The organism is Streptomyces sp. NPDC005017, from assembly GCF_042873115.1.
In the GTDB taxonomy this organism is placed as follows: Bacteria; Actinomycetota; Actinomycetes; order Streptomycetales; family Streptomycetaceae; genus Streptomyces.
In genome coordinates this window covers 272657-290263 of record NZ_JBIALD010000011.1, presented here as the reverse complement: position 1 = coordinate 290263, position 17607 = coordinate 272657, and the positions used below count along the sequence as shown (strand labels likewise).

The 17607-nt window shown below is 71.8% G+C and carries 15 protein-coding genes; 6 read left to right on the top strand and 9 right to left on the bottom strand.

The window, feature by feature from the left end; all coding sequences use genetic code 11:
* Nucleotides 1-1580: 1580 nt before the first annotated feature.
* Complete coding sequence (locus tag ACFYR0_RS19440; RefSeq protein ID WP_389329139.1) at nt 1581-2021, bottom strand: MarR family winged helix-turn-helix transcriptional regulator; 441 nt, start codon at nt 2019-2021, stop codon at nt 1581-1583.
* A gap of 129 nt (nt 2022-2150) precedes the next feature.
* Here ACFYR0_RS19440 and ACFYR0_RS19435 point away from each other — a divergent pair, with 129 nt between their 5' ends.
* On the top strand, nt 2151-3149 hold the full coding sequence (locus tag ACFYR0_RS19435) for an NADP-dependent oxidoreductase (protein ID WP_389329136.1): 999 nt from the start codon (nt 2151-2153) through the stop codon (nt 3147-3149).
* 209 nt (nt 3150-3358) lie between these two features.
* Here ACFYR0_RS19435 and ACFYR0_RS19430 read toward each other — a convergent pair whose 3' ends face one another.
* A complete protein-coding gene (locus ACFYR0_RS19430; RefSeq protein WP_389329133.1) occupies nt 3359-4510 on the bottom strand; it encodes a serine hydrolase domain-containing protein in 1152 nt (383 codons plus the stop codon).
* A 277-nt stretch (nt 4511-4787) separates the two neighbouring features.
* On the opposite strand from ACFYR0_RS19430, the gene ACFYR0_RS19425 reads away from it, so the two are divergent.
* Together ACFYR0_RS19425 and ACFYR0_RS19420 are read left to right on the top strand one after the other, a co-directional pair.
* On the top strand, nt 4788-5588 hold the full coding sequence (locus ACFYR0_RS19425; protein WP_389329130.1) for an EI24 domain-containing protein: 801 nt from the start codon (nt 4788-4790) through the stop codon (nt 5586-5588).
* Entirely contained in the window at nt 5585-6199 is a 615-nt protein-coding gene (locus ACFYR0_RS19420) for a LysE family translocator (protein ID WP_389329127.1), read from the top strand. The genes ACFYR0_RS19425 and ACFYR0_RS19420 overlap by 4 nt, the downstream gene beginning before the upstream one ends.
* 151 nt (nt 6200-6350) lie before the next feature.
* Here the strand turns inward: ACFYR0_RS19420 and ACFYR0_RS19415 are convergent, their stop codons facing one another.
* Nucleotides 6351-7232 carry an SGNH/GDSL hydrolase family protein gene (locus tag ACFYR0_RS19415; protein WP_389329124.1) on the bottom strand — a complete coding sequence of 294 codons (882 nt, stop codon included), beginning with the start codon at nt 7230-7232 and terminating at the stop codon, nt 6351-6353.
* Between the two features lie 258 nt (nt 7233-7490).
* Here ACFYR0_RS19415 and ACFYR0_RS19410 point away from each other — a divergent pair, with 258 nt between their 5' ends.
* Nucleotides 7491-7985: a DUF3145 domain-containing protein gene (locus ACFYR0_RS19410; protein ID WP_389329121.1), complete on the top strand. Its 495-nt coding sequence runs from the start codon at nt 7491-7493 to the stop codon at nt 7983-7985.
* Between the two features lie 601 nt (nt 7986-8586).
* Here the strand turns inward: ACFYR0_RS19410 and fabF are convergent.
* The 5 genes from fabF to fasR form a co-directional block, all read right to left on the bottom strand.
* Nucleotides 8587-9858 (bottom strand): beta-ketoacyl-ACP synthase II, encoded by a 1272-nt coding sequence (gene fabF, locus ACFYR0_RS19405; RefSeq protein WP_389329118.1) that lies wholly within the window; start codon nt 9856-9858, stop codon nt 8587-8589.
* An 83-nt stretch (nt 9859-9941) separates the two neighbouring features.
* A complete protein-coding gene (locus ACFYR0_RS19400) occupies nt 9942-10190 on the bottom strand; it encodes an acyl carrier protein (RefSeq protein WP_004931691.1) in 249 nt (82 codons plus the stop codon).
* A 46-nt stretch (nt 10191-10236) separates the two neighbouring features.
* On the bottom strand, nt 10237-11238 hold the full coding sequence (locus ACFYR0_RS19395; protein WP_389329115.1) for a ketoacyl-ACP synthase III: 1002 nt from the start codon (nt 11236-11238) through the stop codon (nt 10237-10239).
* Nucleotides 11239-11267: 29 nt separating this feature from the next.
* Nucleotides 11268-12179, bottom strand: a complete 912-nt coding sequence (locus ACFYR0_RS19390) for an ACP S-malonyltransferase (protein ID WP_389329111.1) — start codon at nt 12177-12179, stop codon at nt 11268-11270.
* Between the two features lie 89 nt (nt 12180-12268).
* Nucleotides 12269-13474 carry a fatty acid biosynthesis transcriptional regulator FasR gene (gene fasR / locus ACFYR0_RS19385; RefSeq protein ID WP_389329108.1) on the bottom strand — a complete coding sequence of 402 codons (1206 nt, stop codon included), beginning with the start codon at nt 13472-13474 and terminating at the stop codon, nt 12269-12271.
* 86 nt (nt 13475-13560) lie between these two features.
* On the opposite strand from fasR, the gene ACFYR0_RS19380 reads away from it, so the two are divergent.
* Together ACFYR0_RS19380 and ACFYR0_RS19375 are read left to right on the top strand one after the other, a co-directional pair.
* On the top strand, nt 13561-14247 hold the full coding sequence (locus ACFYR0_RS19380) for a pirin family protein (RefSeq protein ID WP_389329160.1): 687 nt from the start codon (nt 13561-13563) through the stop codon (nt 14245-14247).
* Nucleotides 14248-14330: 83 nt separating this feature from the next.
* Nucleotides 14331-16586 (top strand): MMPL family transporter, encoded by a 2256-nt coding sequence (locus ACFYR0_RS19375; RefSeq protein WP_389329105.1) that lies wholly within the window; start codon nt 14331-14333, stop codon nt 16584-16586.
* Between the two features lie 18 nt (nt 16587-16604).
* Here the strand turns inward: ACFYR0_RS19375 and ACFYR0_RS19370 are convergent, their stop codons facing one another.
* Entirely contained in the window at nt 16605-17420 is an 816-nt protein-coding gene (locus tag ACFYR0_RS19370; RefSeq protein ID WP_389329103.1) for a serine hydrolase domain-containing protein, read from the bottom strand.
* Nucleotides 17421-17607 lie beyond the last annotated feature (187 nt).

Sequence of the window (17607 nt, the reverse complement as noted above, 5' to 3'; positions counted from 1 at the left end):
CCCCATCCGCATATCGCACACCACACGGATACAGCCACTCACCCACGCCCATCAGGGACTTCGCAAGAATTCACCCCGACGAGCTGAAGTCAGTAACGGTTTCGGTACTTCCGGAACCCCCGAGTTCTCGACGTGCCGCGCCGGAACGGCCGGTTCCCTACAGAACCTTCACGGGGACGCCTAGGAACGTGATGTGTCGGGAACTTAGTCTTCCGGCGTCATGGACTACTGCCACCCCTGCCGACGGCACCTCAACGGCGCGCTCGCCTGCCCGGGATGCGGCCTCCCGGCCGACCGCCTGCCCGCGGAGCCCGCGTACGACGACGAACTCGCGCACGAGGGGGGCGCTGGCGGTGGGGGCTGGGTCGGTGGGGGTTCCGTCGGCGGGGTGGAGGGTGGCGCGGCGGGTCCGTCCCGCGATGCGGAGGGGCATCCGGTCGAGCCGGCGCCCGGTGCCTCGCGGCGTTCCGGTGTGAGCCGCCGGGACCGCAAGGCGGCCGCGCATCGGCGCCGGCGTCGCCGGACGGCGCTGATGGCCGCGGGCCTCGTGCTGGCCGCGGGTGGTCTCGGGCTGGCCGAGCTCGGCCTGGAGGCGCCGGGGTCCTCGCCGGAGCCGGCCGTGGCGGGCAGTGGCCAGGGGCCGGACGGTGGTACCTCCGGAGAGGTGGGTGCCGAGCCCTCGGCCGACCCGCTCTCCGACCCGGCGGCTTCCGGGGTGCCGGGTGCTCGCGACTCGGCTTCGCCGACCGGCTCCCCGTCGTCCTCGCCCTCGCCCTCGCCCTCGGACTCGGACTCGACGAGCCGGTCCGCGTCGCCGGAGGCGGTGCCGAGTTCGGCGCCGCCGCCGCCCTCCTCCGCCGCGTCGACACCTACGCCGACGGGCAACCCGCCCCCCGCCCAGGGCCCGGACCCGGCGTCCCAGACCCCCACCTCGGCCCCGCCCAAGAACCCTCGCCCCACCCCTTCGGAAACGTGCGACCGCTTCCTCTGGTGGTGCGCGTAACCCCCGACGGCTCTCGCCGTTCGCACAGTTCCCCGCGCCCCTCAGGTGTCTGCGGGCTTGGTGTGCATTGTCGGCTCGCGGCGCGGCTGTGGCCGTTCGCGCGGTTCCCCGCGCCCCTTCGGTGGGTGCGGCTTGGTGTCCGTTGCCGGCCTACGGCTCGGATGTGGTTGCTCGCGCAGTTCCCCGCGCCCCTTGGGTGTCCGGGGGTTGGTGTCTCGTGTCGGCGTGCGGCTTGAGTGCGGCCGTTCGCGCAGTTCCCCGCGCCCCTTGAGGGCGTGCGCCCGAAGGGTCGTCTTCAGCGGCGCCCGGCTGCGCGCGAGCGAGACGCCCCTCTTTGGGGGCGCGGGGAACTACGCGAGCAACCACGTCCAGCGGAAAGTCGACAACCGAGGGCAGGCCGCCCCTGTCGCCCGGGGCAGCGCACGTATCGGCCGACCCGGGCGAGCCCCCTGAAGGGGCGCGGGGAACTGCGCGAACGGCCACGTCCGGCGGAAGGACGACGACCGGCGTCAGGTCCCCCTCCTGAAGGGGCGCGGGAACTGCGCGCACGGTCAGAGTCGACAACCGCCGTCGAGCCCTACGGCGAAGAGTCGAGCATCCTCTGCAACAACCCCCGGAGGGAAACCCGCTCCTCGACCGACAACCCCGCAAGCGGCTCCCGTGCGAACCGCAGGGACTCCCGCAGGCTTCGAGCCACCCCCCGCCCCTCCTCCGTGACCACCGCCACCTTCACCCGCCGGTCGGCGGGATCCGGCTGCCGGGACACAAGCCCCCGCGCCTCCAGCCGATCCACGATCCCGGTCACGTTCGACGGCTCGCACTTGAGCCGCTGCGCCAGCTTCCGCATGGGCAGCGGCTCAAGCGTCAGCAACCCCAGCAGCTTCGCCTGCGCCCCGGTCAGCGCATGCTCGGCCGCAGCCTCCTCGTACTCCTCGTGATAGCGGGCGACGACCGACGCGATGAGGTCGACGACCTCGAGGGTCAGCTCGTCGGGACGGGGTCGCGAGGGATTGGCCATGGTCCGATTCTACCCCGATTACTTGACAACCTGAAATATTCACCCTCATGGTTGTTTCAGATGCTGAAGTAATCTTCCCAGGCCCCGGCGGCCTAGGCCCAGCCCCAGGCGATCTCGAAAGGCACCCCCATGATCAACCGCGAGTGGCACCTGCTCAGCCGTCCCGTCGGCTGGCCCGAGGCCGAGGACTTCGCACTGGTGGAGACCGAGGTCCCGACCCCGGGCGAGGGGCAGGTCCTGGTGCGGAACCTGTACCTGTCGGTCGACCCGTACATGCGCGGCCGTATGAGCGCCGCCAAGTCCTACGTCGACCCCTTCGAGCTCGGCAAGGTCATGCAGGGGGGCGCGGTCGGCGAGGTCGTCGCCTCGAACGCCGAGGGCATCGAGGTCGGCGACCACCTGTTGCACTTCCTCGGCTGGCGCGAGTACGCCGTCCTGGGCGGCAAGCACGCCGTCAAGGTCGACGCGAACGCCGCGCCCCTGTCCACGTACCTCGGCGTACTGGGAATGCCCGGCCTCACCGCGTACGCGGGCCTGCTGCGCACGGCCGCCTTCAAGGAGGGCGACATCGTGTTCGTCTCCGGCGCCGCGGGCGCGGTCGGCAGCCAGGTCGGCCAGATAGCGAAGCTGAAGGGCGCCTCGCGGGTGATCGGCTCGGCGGGCTCCGACGACAAGGTCAAGCTGCTGGTCGAGGAGTACGGCTTCGACGCCGCCTTCAACTACAAGAGCGGCCCCGTCTCCGAGCAGCTGCGCGCGGCCGCGCCGGACGGCGTCGACGTGTACTTCGACAACGTCGGCGGCGACCACCTGGAGGCCGCGATCGGCTCCCTGAACCAGGGCGGCCGGATCGCCGTCTGCGGCATGATCTCGGTCTACAACAACACCGAGCCGGCCCCCGGCCCGAGGAACCTCGCCCGGCTGATCCAGACCCGCGGCCGCATCGAGGGCCTCCTGGTCAACGACCACAACGACCTCCAGCCGCAGTTCGTGCGCGAGGTCGGTCCCTGGGTCGCCTCGGGCGCGCTGAAGTACCGCGAGACGGTCGTCGAGGGCATCGAGAACAACCTGGAGGCCTTCCTCGGGGTCCTCCGCGGCGACAACACCGGAAAGATGATCGTCAAGCTGTAGCCGAGGCCCCGAGGCCCCGAGGCCCCGAGCCCCGAGCCCCGAGGCCCGGAGGCCCGGAGGCCCCGAGGCGGTGGCACCGGCCCTGGCTGACATCCGTCGTCGCCATCGACGAGGGCCGCACCCCTGGACGTGGGGTGCGGCCCTTGCCCGTCCGGTCAGCCGTCCGCAGTCAGCCGTCCACAGTCAGCCGTCCACAGACGGCCGTCCCGTCAGCCGGCCAGGGCCACGCCGTGCACGGCCTTCACGAACCGCTCGTTCTCCAGGGCCGCCCCGCCGGGGAAGGAACACCGGCGCCGCGTGTAGCCGTACGCCAGTCCGGAGCGCGGGTCGGCGAACCCCTGGGAGCCGCCCGCGCCGCTGTGGCCGAAGGACCCGGCGCCGAGGAACGGGTACCAGTTCACCGCGGTCGCCTGGAAGCCCAGCCCGAAGGCCTTGTGCGTACGGGCCACCAGGTCGTGGCCGACGGAGTGGATCTGGCCGACCTCGGCGACGGTGTCCGGCTTCAGCAGCGGCGGACGCCCCTCCACCTCGCTGATCGCCGCCGCGTACATCCCGGCGATCCCGCGCGCGGCCGCGACCCCGCCCGCCGAGGCGGGACCCTTCGCCCGCACGGCACGGGAGTTGGCGTGGTCCACCAGCTCCCCGGGGTCCGGGACATGCGTGTTGAAGGCGATCGAGGTCAGCGAGTGCCGCCCGGTCGGCGCCGCGTCCAGCGCGGCCTGCTGCTGCGGCGTGGGCTCCATCGGCTGGACACTGCGGTAGCGCGGCTCCAGCGCCTCGGGCAGACCGAGGAAGAAGTCCAGCCCGTACGGCGCCCGGACCCGCTCCTCGAACAGGTCCTGGGTCGTCCGGCCGGTCGCCCGCCGCACGACCTCGCCGGTGAGCGCGCCGATCACCAGCGCGTGGTAGCCGAACGCCGTGCCGGGCCGCCAGAACGGCTTCTGGTCGGCCAGCCGCTCGGCGATCAGCCGGTCGTCGGCCAGTTCCGCCCGGCTGAACCCGGCGTCCAGCCCCACCACACCCGCCCGGTGCGCCAGCAGATCCCGCACGGTCACCGCGCCCTTGCCCTCGGCGCCGAACTCCGGCCAGTAGTAGGTGACCTTCCGGTCCAGTTCGAGGGTGCCGTCCTGCACGAGCAGCGCCACCACGAGGTGCGCCGCACCCTTGGTCGTGGAGAACACGCCGTACAGCGAGTCGCCCCGCGCGCCGTCGCCGGACCACAGGTCCACGACCTGTCTGCCGTGCACGTAGGCGCACAACTGCCCCTCGTAGTCGGGGCGCTCCTCCGCCACGAACGCGGCGAACTCCTCGCGTACCGCCTCGTAGCCGTCGGCGACGGCGCCGTGGATCTCCTGCGTCATCCGCTCTCCTTCAACGTCGACTCAGCCTCTGCGGGTCTGCGCCATGATCAACAATGCCCGAGCCACCTGCTGGAACTGCCCCTTGGGGTGAGCGGGAAGGAGCCGGCCGAAAGAGCGAGGGCGATCAGGGCGCTCGCGGTGGTGCGCACAGGTACCTCCTCCGGGCTTCCTGGGATCGGTACGGCGAGATGTACCTGTTCGACTCAACCGCAACAAGAGGCGCCCGTGGGCCAACCGCCCCCCGAGCGGCCCGATCGTCGCCCGATAGAGTGCGCCCATGCGCGATCTCGGGGTGGGTTTCAAGTACCTCGTCAAGGGCCAGCGGTGGGTGGCCCGGCACGGGAAGCAGTACGAGTTCGGGCTGATCCCCGGTCTGATCACACTGGTGCTGTACACGGGCGCCCTGGTGGCGCTGGCCGTCTACGGCGACGACTTCGTGACGTGGGCGACGCCGTTCGCCGACGACTGGTCGAGCCCCTGGGACGGCCTGCTGCGCGGCTTCCTCACCGTCGTGCTGTGGGCCCTCGGCATGCTGCTGGCCGTGCTCACCTTCACCGCGGTCACCCTGCTGATCGGGCAGCCGTTCTACGAGAGCCTGTCGGAGCGGGTCGACCGGGACGTGTCGCCCGACGGCACCGCCCCCGAGTCGGGGCTGCCGCTGTGGCGGGAACTGTGGATCTCCGCCCGGGACAGCCTGCGCATCGTCGTACGGGCCCTGTGCTGGGGTGTGCTGCTGTTCGCGCTGGGGCTCGTCCCCGTCTTCGGCCAGACCGTCGTGCCCGTGCTCGGCTTCTTCGTCACCGGCTTCTTCCTCACCGAGGAACTGGCCGCCGTCGCCCTCCAGCGCCGCGGTGTCGAACTGCGCGACCGCCTCACCCTGCTGCGCTCCCGCAGGACCCTGGTCTGGGGCTTCGGAACGCCCCTCGCCCTGGCCTTCCTGGTGCCCTTCGTGGCGGTCTTCCTGATGCCGGGCGCGGTCGCGGGCGCCACCCTCATGGCCCGTGAGCTGCTCGGCGAGGAGACCGTCGGCGAAGGGGCCGCTCAGGACGAGACAGAAGGGGAGAACGTCACCGCGTGACCGAGATACTCGCCGTCGCCGTCATCACCGTCCTGGCCGTCGTCGCCCCCGGCGCCGACTTCGCCATGATCGTCCGCAACAGCTATCTGCACGGCCGCCGCACCGGACTGCTCGCCGCCACCGGGGTCGCCGCCGGTGTGCTGGTCCACGTGACCTACACCATGCTCGGCGTGGGCCTGCTGATCGCGTCCTCCACCTTCCTGTTCACCGTCATCAAGCTCACCGGCGCCGCCTACCTCGTGTACGTCGGCGTCCGCACCTTCCGCACCCGCGGCGAGCTGAAGGTCGACCTGGAGCAGCACACCGGCCTGACCCCGCTCGCCGCGCTGCGCGGCGGCTTCCTCACCAACGTCCTCAACCCCAAGACGACCCTGTTCGTCGTCTCCACCTTCGCCCAGGTGGTCGGCCCCGGCACACCGCTGTGGCAGCAGGCGGGCTACGGCCTGTTCATGTCGCTCGCCCATCTGCTGTGGTTCGGCGTGGTCGCCGTGTTCTTCTCGCAGGAGCGCATGAGGACCGCGATGCTGCGCGCCCAGAAGGTCCTCAACAAGGTCATCGGCTCCCTGCTGGCGGGCCTCGGCGTCAGCCTCGCGTTCGCCCCGTCGCACTGACGGCCACCGCGAGGACCGCCCGCACCTGGGCGACGATGTTCCAGCCGGTTGCGCACGAACTCGGGGTCGGTCACCTCCGGAATGCCCTCGGAAAGTGTTCCAAAGGGTTCGATCACGAGGGGAGCCCAAGGCCTGCCGGACAGGCCCCGGGTCAGGCGTCCTCCGCCGTCACGGTCCGGTAGGCGATCTCCGCGAGCCGGGCCTGTCCGTCGACACTCGGATGGAACCAGTCCCAGCGGCTGAGCTGCGCGACGCCGAAGCGGTACGCGTACACCGCGCCCCCGTCGAAGCGGCAGCGCTCGTCCTTCGCGCACACCTCCCGCAGCACCTCGTTGTACTCCTCCACGCGCCGCTGCACCGTCGCGCGCCGCGCGTCGGCCGCCGCGTCCAGCGCGTCCGCGTCGGCCAGCATCGAGGGGCAGATGCCCAGCTTCCACACCTGCTTGCCCAGGTCGCTGGTCCGGCCCTGCGACCACAGCCGCTTCAGATCGGGAACGCTCGCCACGTACACCTGCGTCTTCGGCAGCGAGCGCCGCAGGGTGTGCAGCGCGTCCTCGAAGGACGCCCGGAAGTCCGCCACCGGGGTCATCGCCGCAGCGGACTGCCGGCAGGCGTCGTTGGCCCCCGCCATCACCGTGACCAGCTCCGGGGAGCGGGTCACCGCCCGCGCCATCTGCCCCGGCAGATCGGCCATCCGGGCCCCGGTCACCGCGTAGTTCCAGCTGCGCTCCGCCGCCCCGGTCCGCCCCAGCAGCCGGACCGCCAGGCTGTCCACCTCCACGCTGCTCCCGGTCGCCCAGGACACCTCCGGGCAGTCCGACAGCACCCCGCACGCGTCGAAGGCGCGCGTGATCGAGTCGCCCACCGCCGCGACCGACCCGGGGCTGCGGTCCCACACCGGCGTCGGCGAGGGCGACGGCGCGGCCCGGGTGCCGGACGGGGAAGGGGAGTTCCCGCCCACGGCGTCGCACCCGGCGACCCCGACGACGGCAGCCGTCAGCACGGCGGCGACGCTCCAGACACGGTTGCGCATCCTGCTGATCCCCTCGGCCGACGGACAGGCGCCGTCCCGCCCGACCCCCACCATGACAACGTCCGGGAGTTCCCGGATACGCCGACCGTGACGCTCCGGACACGCACAGGCGTCCTGCCGGGTGAATGGTGTGTGTTTCCGGGTACCGGGACCGACGGTACGTCACACTCCTTGCCCCGCCGCACGGTAGCCTCGCCATCAGCGTGGCTGTCCTGCCAGCCGCTCGGCCCGCCTGTCCCGCTCTGCCCGGAGGTCCCGGTGACGACACGTGGAGTTCTGTACGTGCACTCCGCTCCGCGCGCGCTGTGCCCGCACGTCGAGTGGGCCGTCGCCGGGGTGCTCGGCACCCGCGTCAACCTCGACTGGATCCGCCAGCCCGCCGCGCCGGGCACCTGGCGCTCGGAGTTCTCCTGGCAGGGCGAGGCGGGCACGGCCTCCAAACTCGCCTCCGCGCTGCGCGGCTGGCATCTGCTGCGGTTCGAGGTGACCGCCGAGCCCAGCTCCACCACCGAGGGCGAGCGTTACAGCTGCACGCCCGACCTCGGCATCTTCCACGCCGTCACCGGCATCCACGGTGACATCCTCATCCCCGAGGACCGGCTGCGGGCGGCGCTGCTCCGCAGTCAGCGCGGTGAGACGGATCTGGAAGCGGAGCTGACCAGACTCCTGGGCAAGCCCTGGGACGACGAACTCGAGCCCTTCCGCTACGCCGGCGAGGGCGCCCCGGTCCGCTGGCTCCACCAGGTCGTCTGACCCCCGCGCTCGCCGCCCGCGAGGAGTGCGGCCCATGGTCGCGGGGGTCAGGCAGTTCCCCGCGGGTTGGTGGTTGTCGTCGGGTGCAGGTCGTGGTCGCTTCTCGCGCAGTTCCCCGCGCCCCTTGGGGGACTTCTCTCTGCGGTCGGGTGCGGGTGGTTCGTGGTCCTCGCGCTGTTCCTCGCGCCCCTGAGGGGGTTGCTCGCTGTCGTCGGGTGCGGGTCGTGGTCGCTTCTCGCGCAGTTCCCCGCGCCCCTTGGGCGGCTTCCGTTTGCGGTCGGGTGCGGGTGGTTCGTGGTCCTCGCGCTCCTGAGGGGTTGGTGGTTGTCGTCGGGTGCGGGTCGTGATCGCTCTTCGCGCAGTTCCCCGCGCCCCTGGAGGGGTTGCTCTTTGTCGTCGGGTGCGGGAGTGCCCTGCTTTTAGGGGCGCGGGGAACTGCGCGAGAGGGGGCCACCGGCCCGCACCCGGGGACGAAGCGGGGCAGGGGCGCGGGGAACTGCGCGAGAGGGGGGCGGCGGCCTGCGGGGCAGAAGGGCCCTAAACGGCGAGTCGGCCCGGGTTCGTCGCGGAACCCGGGCCGACTTCAGGCGAGCGGCGCAGCTCACATCGTACGGAACGCCAACACCACGTTGTGCCCACCGAACCCGAACGAGTCGTTCAGCGCGGCGATACGACCCTCCACGGGCAGCTTGCGGGCCTCGCCGCGCACGACATCCGCGTTGGCCTCCGCCTCGGGGTCGAGGTTCTCGATGTTGATGGTCGGCGGAGCCACCCGGTGGTACAGCGCGAGGACGGTCGCGACGGTCTCGACACCACCGGCGCCACCGAGCAGGTGACCGGTCATCGACTTGGTCGCGGACACCGCCATGTGGTCGGCGTCGTCACCGAACACCTTGCGCAGAGCCTTCAGCTCGGCGATGTCACCGGCCGGCGTGGACGTCGCGTGAGCGTTCACGTGCACGATCTCGGCCGGGTCGAGGTCGGTGTTGTCGAGCAGGTTCTGCAGGGCGTGCGAGATGCCCCGCCCCTCCGGCTCCGGCTGCACGATGTCGTGGCTGTCGGCGGAGATGCCCTGGCCGACGGCCTCGGCGTACACGCGGGCCCCGCGCTTCGCCGCGTGCTCCGCGGACTCCAGGACGACGACGCCCGCGCCCTCGCCGAGGACGAAGCCGTCGCGGCCGGTGTCGTAGGGACGCGAGGCGCCCTGCGGGTCGTCGTTGTTCTTGGACATCGCCATCATGTTGCCGAACGCGGCGATGGGCAGCGGGTGGATCGCCGCCTCGGTGCCGCCGGCCACGACGACGTCCGCGCGGCCGGAGCGGATCATCTCGATGGCGTAGCCGATCGCCTCGGCGCCGGACGCGCACGCGGAGACGGGCGTGTGCACGCCCGCGCGGGCGCCCACGGCCAGGCCGACGTTCGCCGACGGGCCGTTCGGCATGAGCATGGGGACGGTGTGCGGGGAGACGCGGCGGACGCCCTTCTCCTTGAGCACGTCGTACTGGTCGAGCAGGGTCGTCACGCCGCCGATGCCGGAGGCGATGACCGCGCCGAGGCGGTCGGGGTCGACGCTGCCGTCCTCGCCGGCCCTGCCGGTGAACCCGGCGTCCTTCCAGGCCTCCTGGGCGGCGACCAGCGCGAACTGCGCCGAACGGTCGAGGCGGCGGGCCTGCGGCCGGGGGATGATCTCGGTCGGCTCCACGGCGACCGGAGCGGCGATGCGGACGGCCTGCTCGGCGGCCCACTCCTGCTCCAGGGGCTTGACACCGGACTTGCCGGCGACCAGGCCCTCCCAGGTGGAGGCCACGTCGCCACCCAGCGGTGTGGTTGCGCCGATACCGGTGACGACCACGGTGCGATTGGTCGAGCTCACGGGAATTCGTTCTCCAGAATCGAGGAATCAGCGGCGCCACCGCCGGGTGGCGGGGCAGTCAGCCCAGGGGGTTGATCGGAAGATCAGGCCTGGTGCTTGAGGATGTAGTCGGTGGCGTCACCGACCGTCTTCAGGTTCTTGACGTCGTCGTCCGGGATCTTGACGTCGAAGCGCTCTTCGGCGGCGACGACGACCTCGACCATGGACAGCGAGTCGACGTCCAGGTCGTCGGTGAAGGACTTGTCCAGCTGGACGTCCTCGACCGGGATGCCGGCGATCTCGTTCACGATCTCGGCGAGACCGGCGACGATCTCTTCCTGAGTGGCGGCCATGTCGGCGCTCCTTCGTAGATGTTTCTCAGAGGGTGTGGCGGTGTGCCTAGGGGAGGGTAACGACCGTGGCGGCGTAGACCAGACCCGCCCCGAAGCCGATGACGAGCGCGGTGTCACCGCTCTTCGCCTCCCCGGTCGCCAGGAGCCGCTCCATCGCGAGCGGGATCGAGGCGGCCGAGGTGTTGCCGGTGGTGCGCACGTCGCGGGCGACGGTGACGGACTCCGGCAGTTTGAGGGTCTTCACCATCGAGTCGATGATCCGCTCGTTGGCCTGGTGCGGGATGAAGACGTCCAGCTCTTCGGCCGTGATCCCGGCGGCGTCCAGCGCCTCCTTGGCGACCTTGGCCATCTCGAAGACGGCCCAGCGGAAGACGGCCTGGCCCTCCTGGGTGATGGCCGGGAACCGCTCCACCGTGCCGTTGCGGAAGTCCGTCCACGGCACGGTCTGCTTGATGGTCTCGGACTTGTCGCCCTCGCTGCCCCAGACCGTGGGGCCGATCGCGGGCACGTCCGAGGGGCCGACGACGACCGCGCCCGCGCCGTCACCGAACAGGAAGGCCGTCGCGCGGTCCTCCAGGTCGGTCAGGTCGCTGAGCCGCTCGACACCGATGACCAGGACGTATTCGGCCGAACCCTCGACGATCATGCCCTTGGCGAGGGTCAGGCCGTAGCCGAAGCCCGCGCAGCCGGCCGAGATGTCGAAGGCGGCGGCCTTGTCCGTGCCCAGCTTGTCGGCGATCTCGGTGGCCACGGCCGGGGTCTGCTTGAAGTGCGAGACGGTGGAGACGATCACCGCGCCGATCTGCGCGGCCTCGATGCCCGCGTCGGCGACGGCCTTCCCGGACGCCTCGACGGACATCGCGGCGACCGTCTCCTCGTCGTTCGCCCAGTGACGGGTCTGGATGCCGGAGCGCGAACGGATCCACTCGTCGGAGGAGTCGATCGTCTCGAGGATCACCTCGTTGGGCACGACCCGGGTCGGCCGGTAGCCGCCCACACCCAGGATGCGCGCGTACGGGGCGCCCTTGGAGGGCTTGATCTTCGGCATGTCCGTTCGGCTCCTTCTGGGACGTCGCGTCAGGCGTGCTCGGCCATGAGCGCGCGGGCCGCGTCGAGATCGTCGGGGGTCTTCAGGGCCAGCGTCGCGACGCCGGGGAGCGCACGCTTGGCCAGACCGGTCAGGGTACCGCCGGGGCAGACCTCGATCAGCGCCGTCACACCGAGTTCCTTGAAGGTCTCCATGCACAGGTCCCAGCGGACCGGGTTGGCGACCTGGCCGACCAGACGGGAGAGGACCTCCGCGCCGGAGCCGACGGTGCGGCCGTCCTTGTTGGAGACGTAGGCGATCTTCGGGTCGGCCGGGGCCAGTTCCTCGGCGGCCTTCGCGAGCGCGTCGACCGCGGGGGACATGTGGTGCGTGTGGAAGGCGCCGGCGACCTTGAGCGGAACGATCTTCCGGACGCCCTCGGGCTTGTCCTCGGCCAGCGCGGCGAGCTGCTCCAGCGTGCCCGCGGCGACGATCTGGCCGGCGCCGTTGACGTTCGCCGGGGTCAGGCCCAGCTTCTCCAGGTGCGCGACGGAGACCTCGGGGTCGCCGCCCAGCAGGGCCGACATACCGGTCTCGGTGATCGCCGCGGCCTCGGCCATGGCCAGACCGCGCTTGCGTACGAGGGTGAGGGCCGCGGTGTCGTCCAGGACCCCGGCGAAGGCGGCGGCGGTGATCTCACCGACGCTGTGACCCGCGACGGCGCCCGGCGTGGTGGCACCCAGTGCCGAGGCGGACAGTATCCCGGCGGCGACCAGCAGGGGCTGGGCGACCGCCGTGTCGCGGATCGCGTCGGCGTCGGCCTGCGTGCCGTAGTGGGCGAGGTCCAGACCGATGGCCTCGGACCAGGCGGCCAGCCTGTCGGCGGCGCCGGGCAGTTCGAGCCAGGGGGTCAGGAAGCCGGGCGTCTGAGCGCCCTGGCCGGGAGCGACGAGTACGAACACTCTCACACTCTCTCTTGTGGACGGCCACGGCCGCCCGTGGGGACTAGGACGAAGAACACGAGGGGGTTTTGTGGGCTTCCGACAATGCGCTAGACAGGCAGGTCGCCGTCGGCCAGTCGACCCAGGATCAGCGCGATCCGCAGCGTGAACGCGGACCGAACATCCGACGGCGACCAGCCCGTGACGTCAGTCACACGTCGAAGCCGGTAGCGCACGGTGTTGGGATGCACGAACAGCATCCGCGCCGCGCCCTCCAGACTGCTCGCCTGTTCCAGATACACGCTCAGCGTCTCCAGGAGCGCCGATCCGGCCTCCTCCAGCGGTCTGTAGATCTCCTCCACCAACTGCTCGCGCGCACTCGGGTCTCCGGCGATGGCGCGCTCCGGCAGGAGATCGTCCGCCAGCACCGGCCGCGGCGCGTCCTGCCACGCCGAACAGGCCTTCAGTCCGGCCGCGGCGGCCTGCGCGGACCGGGTGGCGGCCAGCAGGTCCGGCACCACGGGCCCGGCGACGACGGGCCCCGCGGCGAACGGGCCGATCAGCGACTTCGCCACGCCCAGCGGGTTGTCGCTGCCGCCCGCGATGACCACCAGGCGGTCGCCCAGCACCCCGGTGAGCACCTGGAGCTTGGCGTGCCGCGCCGCCCGCCGGATGGCCTCCACGGTCAGCTCGGAGTCACCGTCGGGTGCCGTGCCCAGCACCACGCACACATGGTCCGGCGCGTTCCAGCCCAGCGCCGCGGCCCGGGAGACGGCGCCCTCGTCGGCCTCGCCGCTCAGCACCGCGTTCACCACCAGCGACTCCAGGCGCGCGTCCCAGGCACCCCGTGCCTCGGCGGCCTGCGCGTAGACCTGCGCGGTGGCGAAGGCGATCTCGCGGGCGTAGACCAGCAGCGCCTCGCGCAGCACGCGCTCGTCGCCGGGGGCGGCGACCTCGTCGATCGCGCTCTCCATGACCTCGATGGTGGTGCGCACCATTTCCACGGTCTGGCGCAGCGTGATCGCCCGGGTCAGCTCGCGCGGCGCGGTGCCGAACACATCGGTAGAGATGGCCTGCGGGGCGTCCGGGTGCCGGAACCACTCGGTGAAGGCGGCGATGCCCGCCTGGGCGACGAGTCCGATCCAGGAGCGGTTCTCCGGCGGCATCGCCCGGTACCACGACAGCGTCTCGTCCATCCGCGCGATGGCCTGGGCGGCGAGCGATCCGGAGGACCTCTCCAGCCGCTTCAGCGTCGCGGAGTGCGGATGGGCGGGACGCGCTGCGGCTGCCGGGGTGCGGGCTTCGGGTTCGGGCACGGGGACAAGACTGCCTTATCCGGACGGGAGCATGCGTCATGGGGGGTCGGCGGAGGGTCCGCGCGGGGTCTACGGTGGGGTCCGTGATGGACGTACGGCGCGCCGCGGAGCGCTACCGCGGCGGGGAACCGCAGGCCGGGATCGAGTCCTGGCACGCCTTCTCCTTCGGGCCGCACTACGACCCCGACAACCTCCGTTTCGGCGCGCTGATCGCCTGCAACGAGGAGCGCCTCGCGCCCGGCGCGGGCTTCGACGAGCACCCGCACAGCCACACCGAGCTGATCACCTGGGTCGTCGAGGGAGAGCTGACCCACCGCGACTCCACGGGCCGCGAGACCCTGGTGCGGCCGGGCGACGTGCAGCACCTCAGCTCGGCGGCCGGCGTCCGCCATGTGGAACGCAACGACGGGGACACCCCGCTGACGTTCCTGCAGATGTGGCTGGCGCCGAGGGACCCGGGCGGCGACCCGGTGTACGGCACCGTGACGGGGATCGCCGACTCCACCCCGTACGCCGTCCCCGAGGCCGGAGCCCTGCTGCACGTGCGGCGGCTGGCCGACGGGGAGCGTACGGCCGTCCCGGACGCGGCGCACGTCTACGTCCACGTCGTACGCGGTGAGGTGCGGGTGGACGAGGTGACGCTCGCGGCGGGGGACTCGGCGCGGATCACGGGCGCCCGGGACCTGACGGCCGTCGCCGTGTCGCGGGCGGAACTGCTGATGTGGGAGATGGCGGACGTGACGGGTGGGAACCCTGGGGCGGAGAGGGCCTAGCGGGGTCCGAGATGCCGACGGATGGCGCCGGGCGTCTACTGGGAAGGGCCAGGCACCCGCCCGGCAGGGAGTGAGACCCGACCATGGCCGCTCGTGACGGAGCAGGGGGACGGGGCGAGACACCGGCCGGGGGGCTGCGCGGACTGGGCCAGTGGTGCGCACGCCACTTCGTGATCGTGATCGTCGCCTGGCTGGTCGCCCTCGGGGCGCTCCAGACCCTCAACCACTTCTACGGCGGCGAGTACTCCGACAACTTCTCCCTGTCGGACGCGCAGTCCCAGAAGGGCCTGGAGGTCCTGGAGAAGCACGACCCGCAGGCCGGCGGCTACAGCAGCCAGATCGTCCTGCACGACGACAAGGCCCTGACGTCGTACAGCTCGCAGATGTCGACCACCGTCGGCGACCTCCAGAAACTGCCGCACGTCCTGTCCGTGCAGAACCCGCTCGACGCGACCTCCTCCAAGGTCGGACCCGTGTCCTCCGACGGGAAGACCGCCTACGTCACCATCCGCTTCAGCGAGCAGCCCAGCACCCTCGGCGACGGCTACCTCGACGGGGTCGACGACGCCGTGCAGCCGCTCAAGAGCGCCGGTGTCCAGGTCGAGTACGGCGGTTCGCTGGGCGAACTGGCCCGGCCCGAGGCCGACGACCGGGTCAGCGAGCTGATCGGCTTCGCCGTCGCGATCGTCGTCCTGCTGATCGGCTTCGGCAGTGTGATCGCCGCCGGACTTCCCCTGGTCACCGCCCTGATCGGGGTGGTCGGCGGCCTCGCCTGCCTCGGACTGCTCGCCGCGGCGTTCACCTTCGCCACCGTCTCGCCCACCCTCGCCACGATGATCGGCCTCGGCGTCGGCATCGACTACGCCCTGTTCCTGATCACCCGGCACCGGCAGAACCTGATGGACGGCGCCGATCCGGTGCGCGCGGCGGGGCACGCCGCCGCCACCAGCGGACGGGCCGTGCTCGTCTCCGGCACCACCGTCATCGTCGCCCTCATGGGCCTGTACGCCTCCGGGGTGTCCTTCATCGGGAAACTGGGCCTCGCCGCGGCGGTCACGGTCGTCTCCGCGGTCCTAGGCGCCCTGACCCTGGTGCCCGCCCTGCTCGGCCTGATCGGCACCCGTATCGACCGCTACACCGTGCGCAAGCCCGTCGCCGAGGCCGACGCCGGGCCCGGCGCCGAGGCCACGGGCACCTGGCACCGCTACGCCCAGCGCGTCGAGCACCATCCGCTGCGCTATCTGACCGCGGGCCTGGCCGTCATCGCGGTGCTGGCGATCCCCGCCTTCACGATCCAGCTCGGCCACATCGGCGACGGCGCGGACCCGACCTCGTTCACCGACCGGCGGGCCTTCGACCTGATGTCCGACGCCTTCGGCCCCGGCTCCAACGGGCCCCTCACCGTCGTCGTCGACCAGACCTCGGTCCCCGACTCGCAGCGCTCGGACCTGTCCTCGAACGTCCAGAAGGCCCTCGACGGCGTCTCGGGGACCGCGTTCGTCTCCCAGCTCAGCCCGACGCAGGACGGCGACGTCCTGATCGGCACGGTCTACTCCAAGGTGTCCCCGCAGAACCAGGACACCACCGACCTGGTGAACCGGCTCGTGGACGACACCCTGCCCCAGTCGGTCTCCGGCACCGACGCCGAGGGCTATGTCACCGGCACCACGGCCGCCCAGGTCGACTTCCGCGACATCGTCGCCGAACGGCTTGCGCTGATCATCGGGGTCGTGGTGGGACTGGCCTTCCTGATCGTCCTCACGGTCTTCCGCGGCCTGCTGGTCGCGGTGAAGGCGGCCGTCCTCAACGTGCTGTCGATCACCGCGTCCTACGGTGTGGTCGTCGCCGTCTTCCAGTGGGGCTGGGGCGGGCCCGCCCTGGGCGTGAACGGCAAGGTGCCCATCGAGAGCTATGTGCCGATGATGATGTTCGCCATCATCTTCGGCCTGAGCATGGACTACGAGATCTTCCTGCTGAGCCGGGTGCACGAGGCCTGGATCCGCACCGGCGACGCGAAGGCCTCGGTGGCGCACGCGCTGGAGATCACCGCGCGGGTCATCACCTGTGCCGCGCTGATCATGGTGAGCGTGTTCGCGGCGTTCATCGTCAGCGACAACATCGTGGTGAAGATGCTGGGGCTCGGTCTCGCCGTCAGCGTCCTCATCGACGCGACCGTGGTGCGGCTGCTGATGGTGCCCGCGGTGATGACCCTGCTCGGCCCGCACGCGTGGTGGCTGCCGCGCTGGATGGACCGCGTCCTGCCGCACATCGACACCGAGGGGGCGGGCGAGAAGCTCGGCGCCCTGCCCGCGCCCCGCGCGGGCGAGAAGGTCGACTGAGCGCCGCCCCCTCCGGCCCTACAGCTCCGCGCGCACCGCGTCCGTGAACGCCGGCCACGCCTCGACGGCCCACGGCCCGAACGCCCGGTCCGTCAGCGCCACGCAGGCCGAGCCGGCGGCCGGGTCGATCCACAGGAAGGTGCCCGACTGCCCGAAGTGGCCGAAGGTGCGCGGGGAGGACGAGGTGCCCGTCCAGTGCGGGGACTTGCCGTCGCGGATCTCGAAGCCGAGGCCCCAGTCGTTGGGGTTCTGGTGGCCGTAGCCCGGCAGTACGCCCTTGGTGCCCGGGTACTGCACGGTCATCGCGTCGGCCACCGTGCGCGGGTCCAGCAGGCGCGGTGCCTGCACCTCGGCCGCGAACCGCAGCAGGTCCTCGACCGTCGAGACGCCGTCCTTGGCGCAGGAGCCCTCCAGGGTGGTGCCGTCCATCCCCAGCGGCGCCAGCACCGCCTGCCGCAGATACTCCGGGAACGGGATGTCCGTCGCCTTGGCGATGTGGTCGCCGAGCTGCTCGAAGCCGGCGTTGGAGTACAGCCGCCGCTCGCCGGGCGCGCCCATCACCCTGTGCTCGTCGAAGGCGAGGCCCGAGGTGTGCGCCAGCAGATGCCGGACCGTCGCGCCGGGCGGCCCGGCGGGCTCGTCCAGCTCGATCGCGCCCTCCTCGTGGGCCACGAGCGCGGCGTAGGCCGCCAGCGGCTTGGTGACCGAGGCCAGGGGGAAGCGCCGGCCGGCCGGGCCGTGCGTGCCCAGGACCGTACCGTCGGCCCGGACGACCCCCGCCGCAGCGGTGGGAACCGGCCAGTTCTCGATCAACGCGAGGCTCTTCAACGACATACCCCGACCCTATGCGCCCCCCACCCCCACCTCCATCAAGGGGTCGCACCGGGCCGCGGGGCGCCGAGTCCCTCCCTTTCCTCGCCCCCGCCGCCCCTACCCGTCCCATCCCCCAGGGGCTTCGCCCCTTCGACCCCCTTCGCGCAGTTCCCCGCGCCCCTTCTTGGGGGCGCGGGGAACTGCGCGA

Coding starts and splice junctions, on each gene's coding strand:
- ACFYR0_RS19440 (WP_389329139.1), bottom strand. CDS start 2,021: ATGGCCAATCCCTCGCGACCCCGTCCCGACGAGCTGACCCTCGAGGTC.
- ACFYR0_RS19435 (WP_389329136.1), top strand. CDS start 2,151: ATGATCAACCGCGAGTGGCACCTGCTCAGCCGTCCCGTCGGCTGGCCC.
- ACFYR0_RS19430 (WP_389329133.1), bottom strand. CDS start 4,510: ATGACGCAGGAGATCCACGGCGCCGTCGCCGACGGCTACGAGGCGGTA.
- ACFYR0_RS19425 (WP_389329130.1), top strand. CDS start 4,788: ATGCGCGATCTCGGGGTGGGTTTCAAGTACCTCGTCAAGGGCCAGCGG.
- ACFYR0_RS19415 (WP_389329124.1), bottom strand. CDS start 7,232: ATGCGCAACCGTGTCTGGAGCGTCGCCGCCGTGCTGACGGCTGCCGTC.
- ACFYR0_RS19400 (WP_004931691.1), bottom strand. CDS start 10,190: ATGGCCGCCACTCAGGAAGAGATCGTCGCCGGTCTCGCCGAGATCGTG.
- ACFYR0_RS19395 (WP_389329115.1), bottom strand. CDS start 11,238: ATGCCGAAGATCAAGCCCTCCAAGGGCGCCCCGTACGCGCGCATCCTG.
- ACFYR0_RS19380 (WP_389329160.1), top strand. CDS start 13,561: ATGGACGTACGGCGCGCCGCGGAGCGCTACCGCGGCGGGGAACCGCAG.
- ACFYR0_RS19375 (WP_389329105.1), top strand. CDS start 14,331: ATGGCCGCTCGTGACGGAGCAGGGGGACGGGGCGAGACACCGGCCGGG.
- ACFYR0_RS19370 (WP_389329103.1), bottom strand. CDS start 17,420: ATGTCGTTGAAGAGCCTCGCGTTGATCGAGAACTGGCCGGTTCCCACC.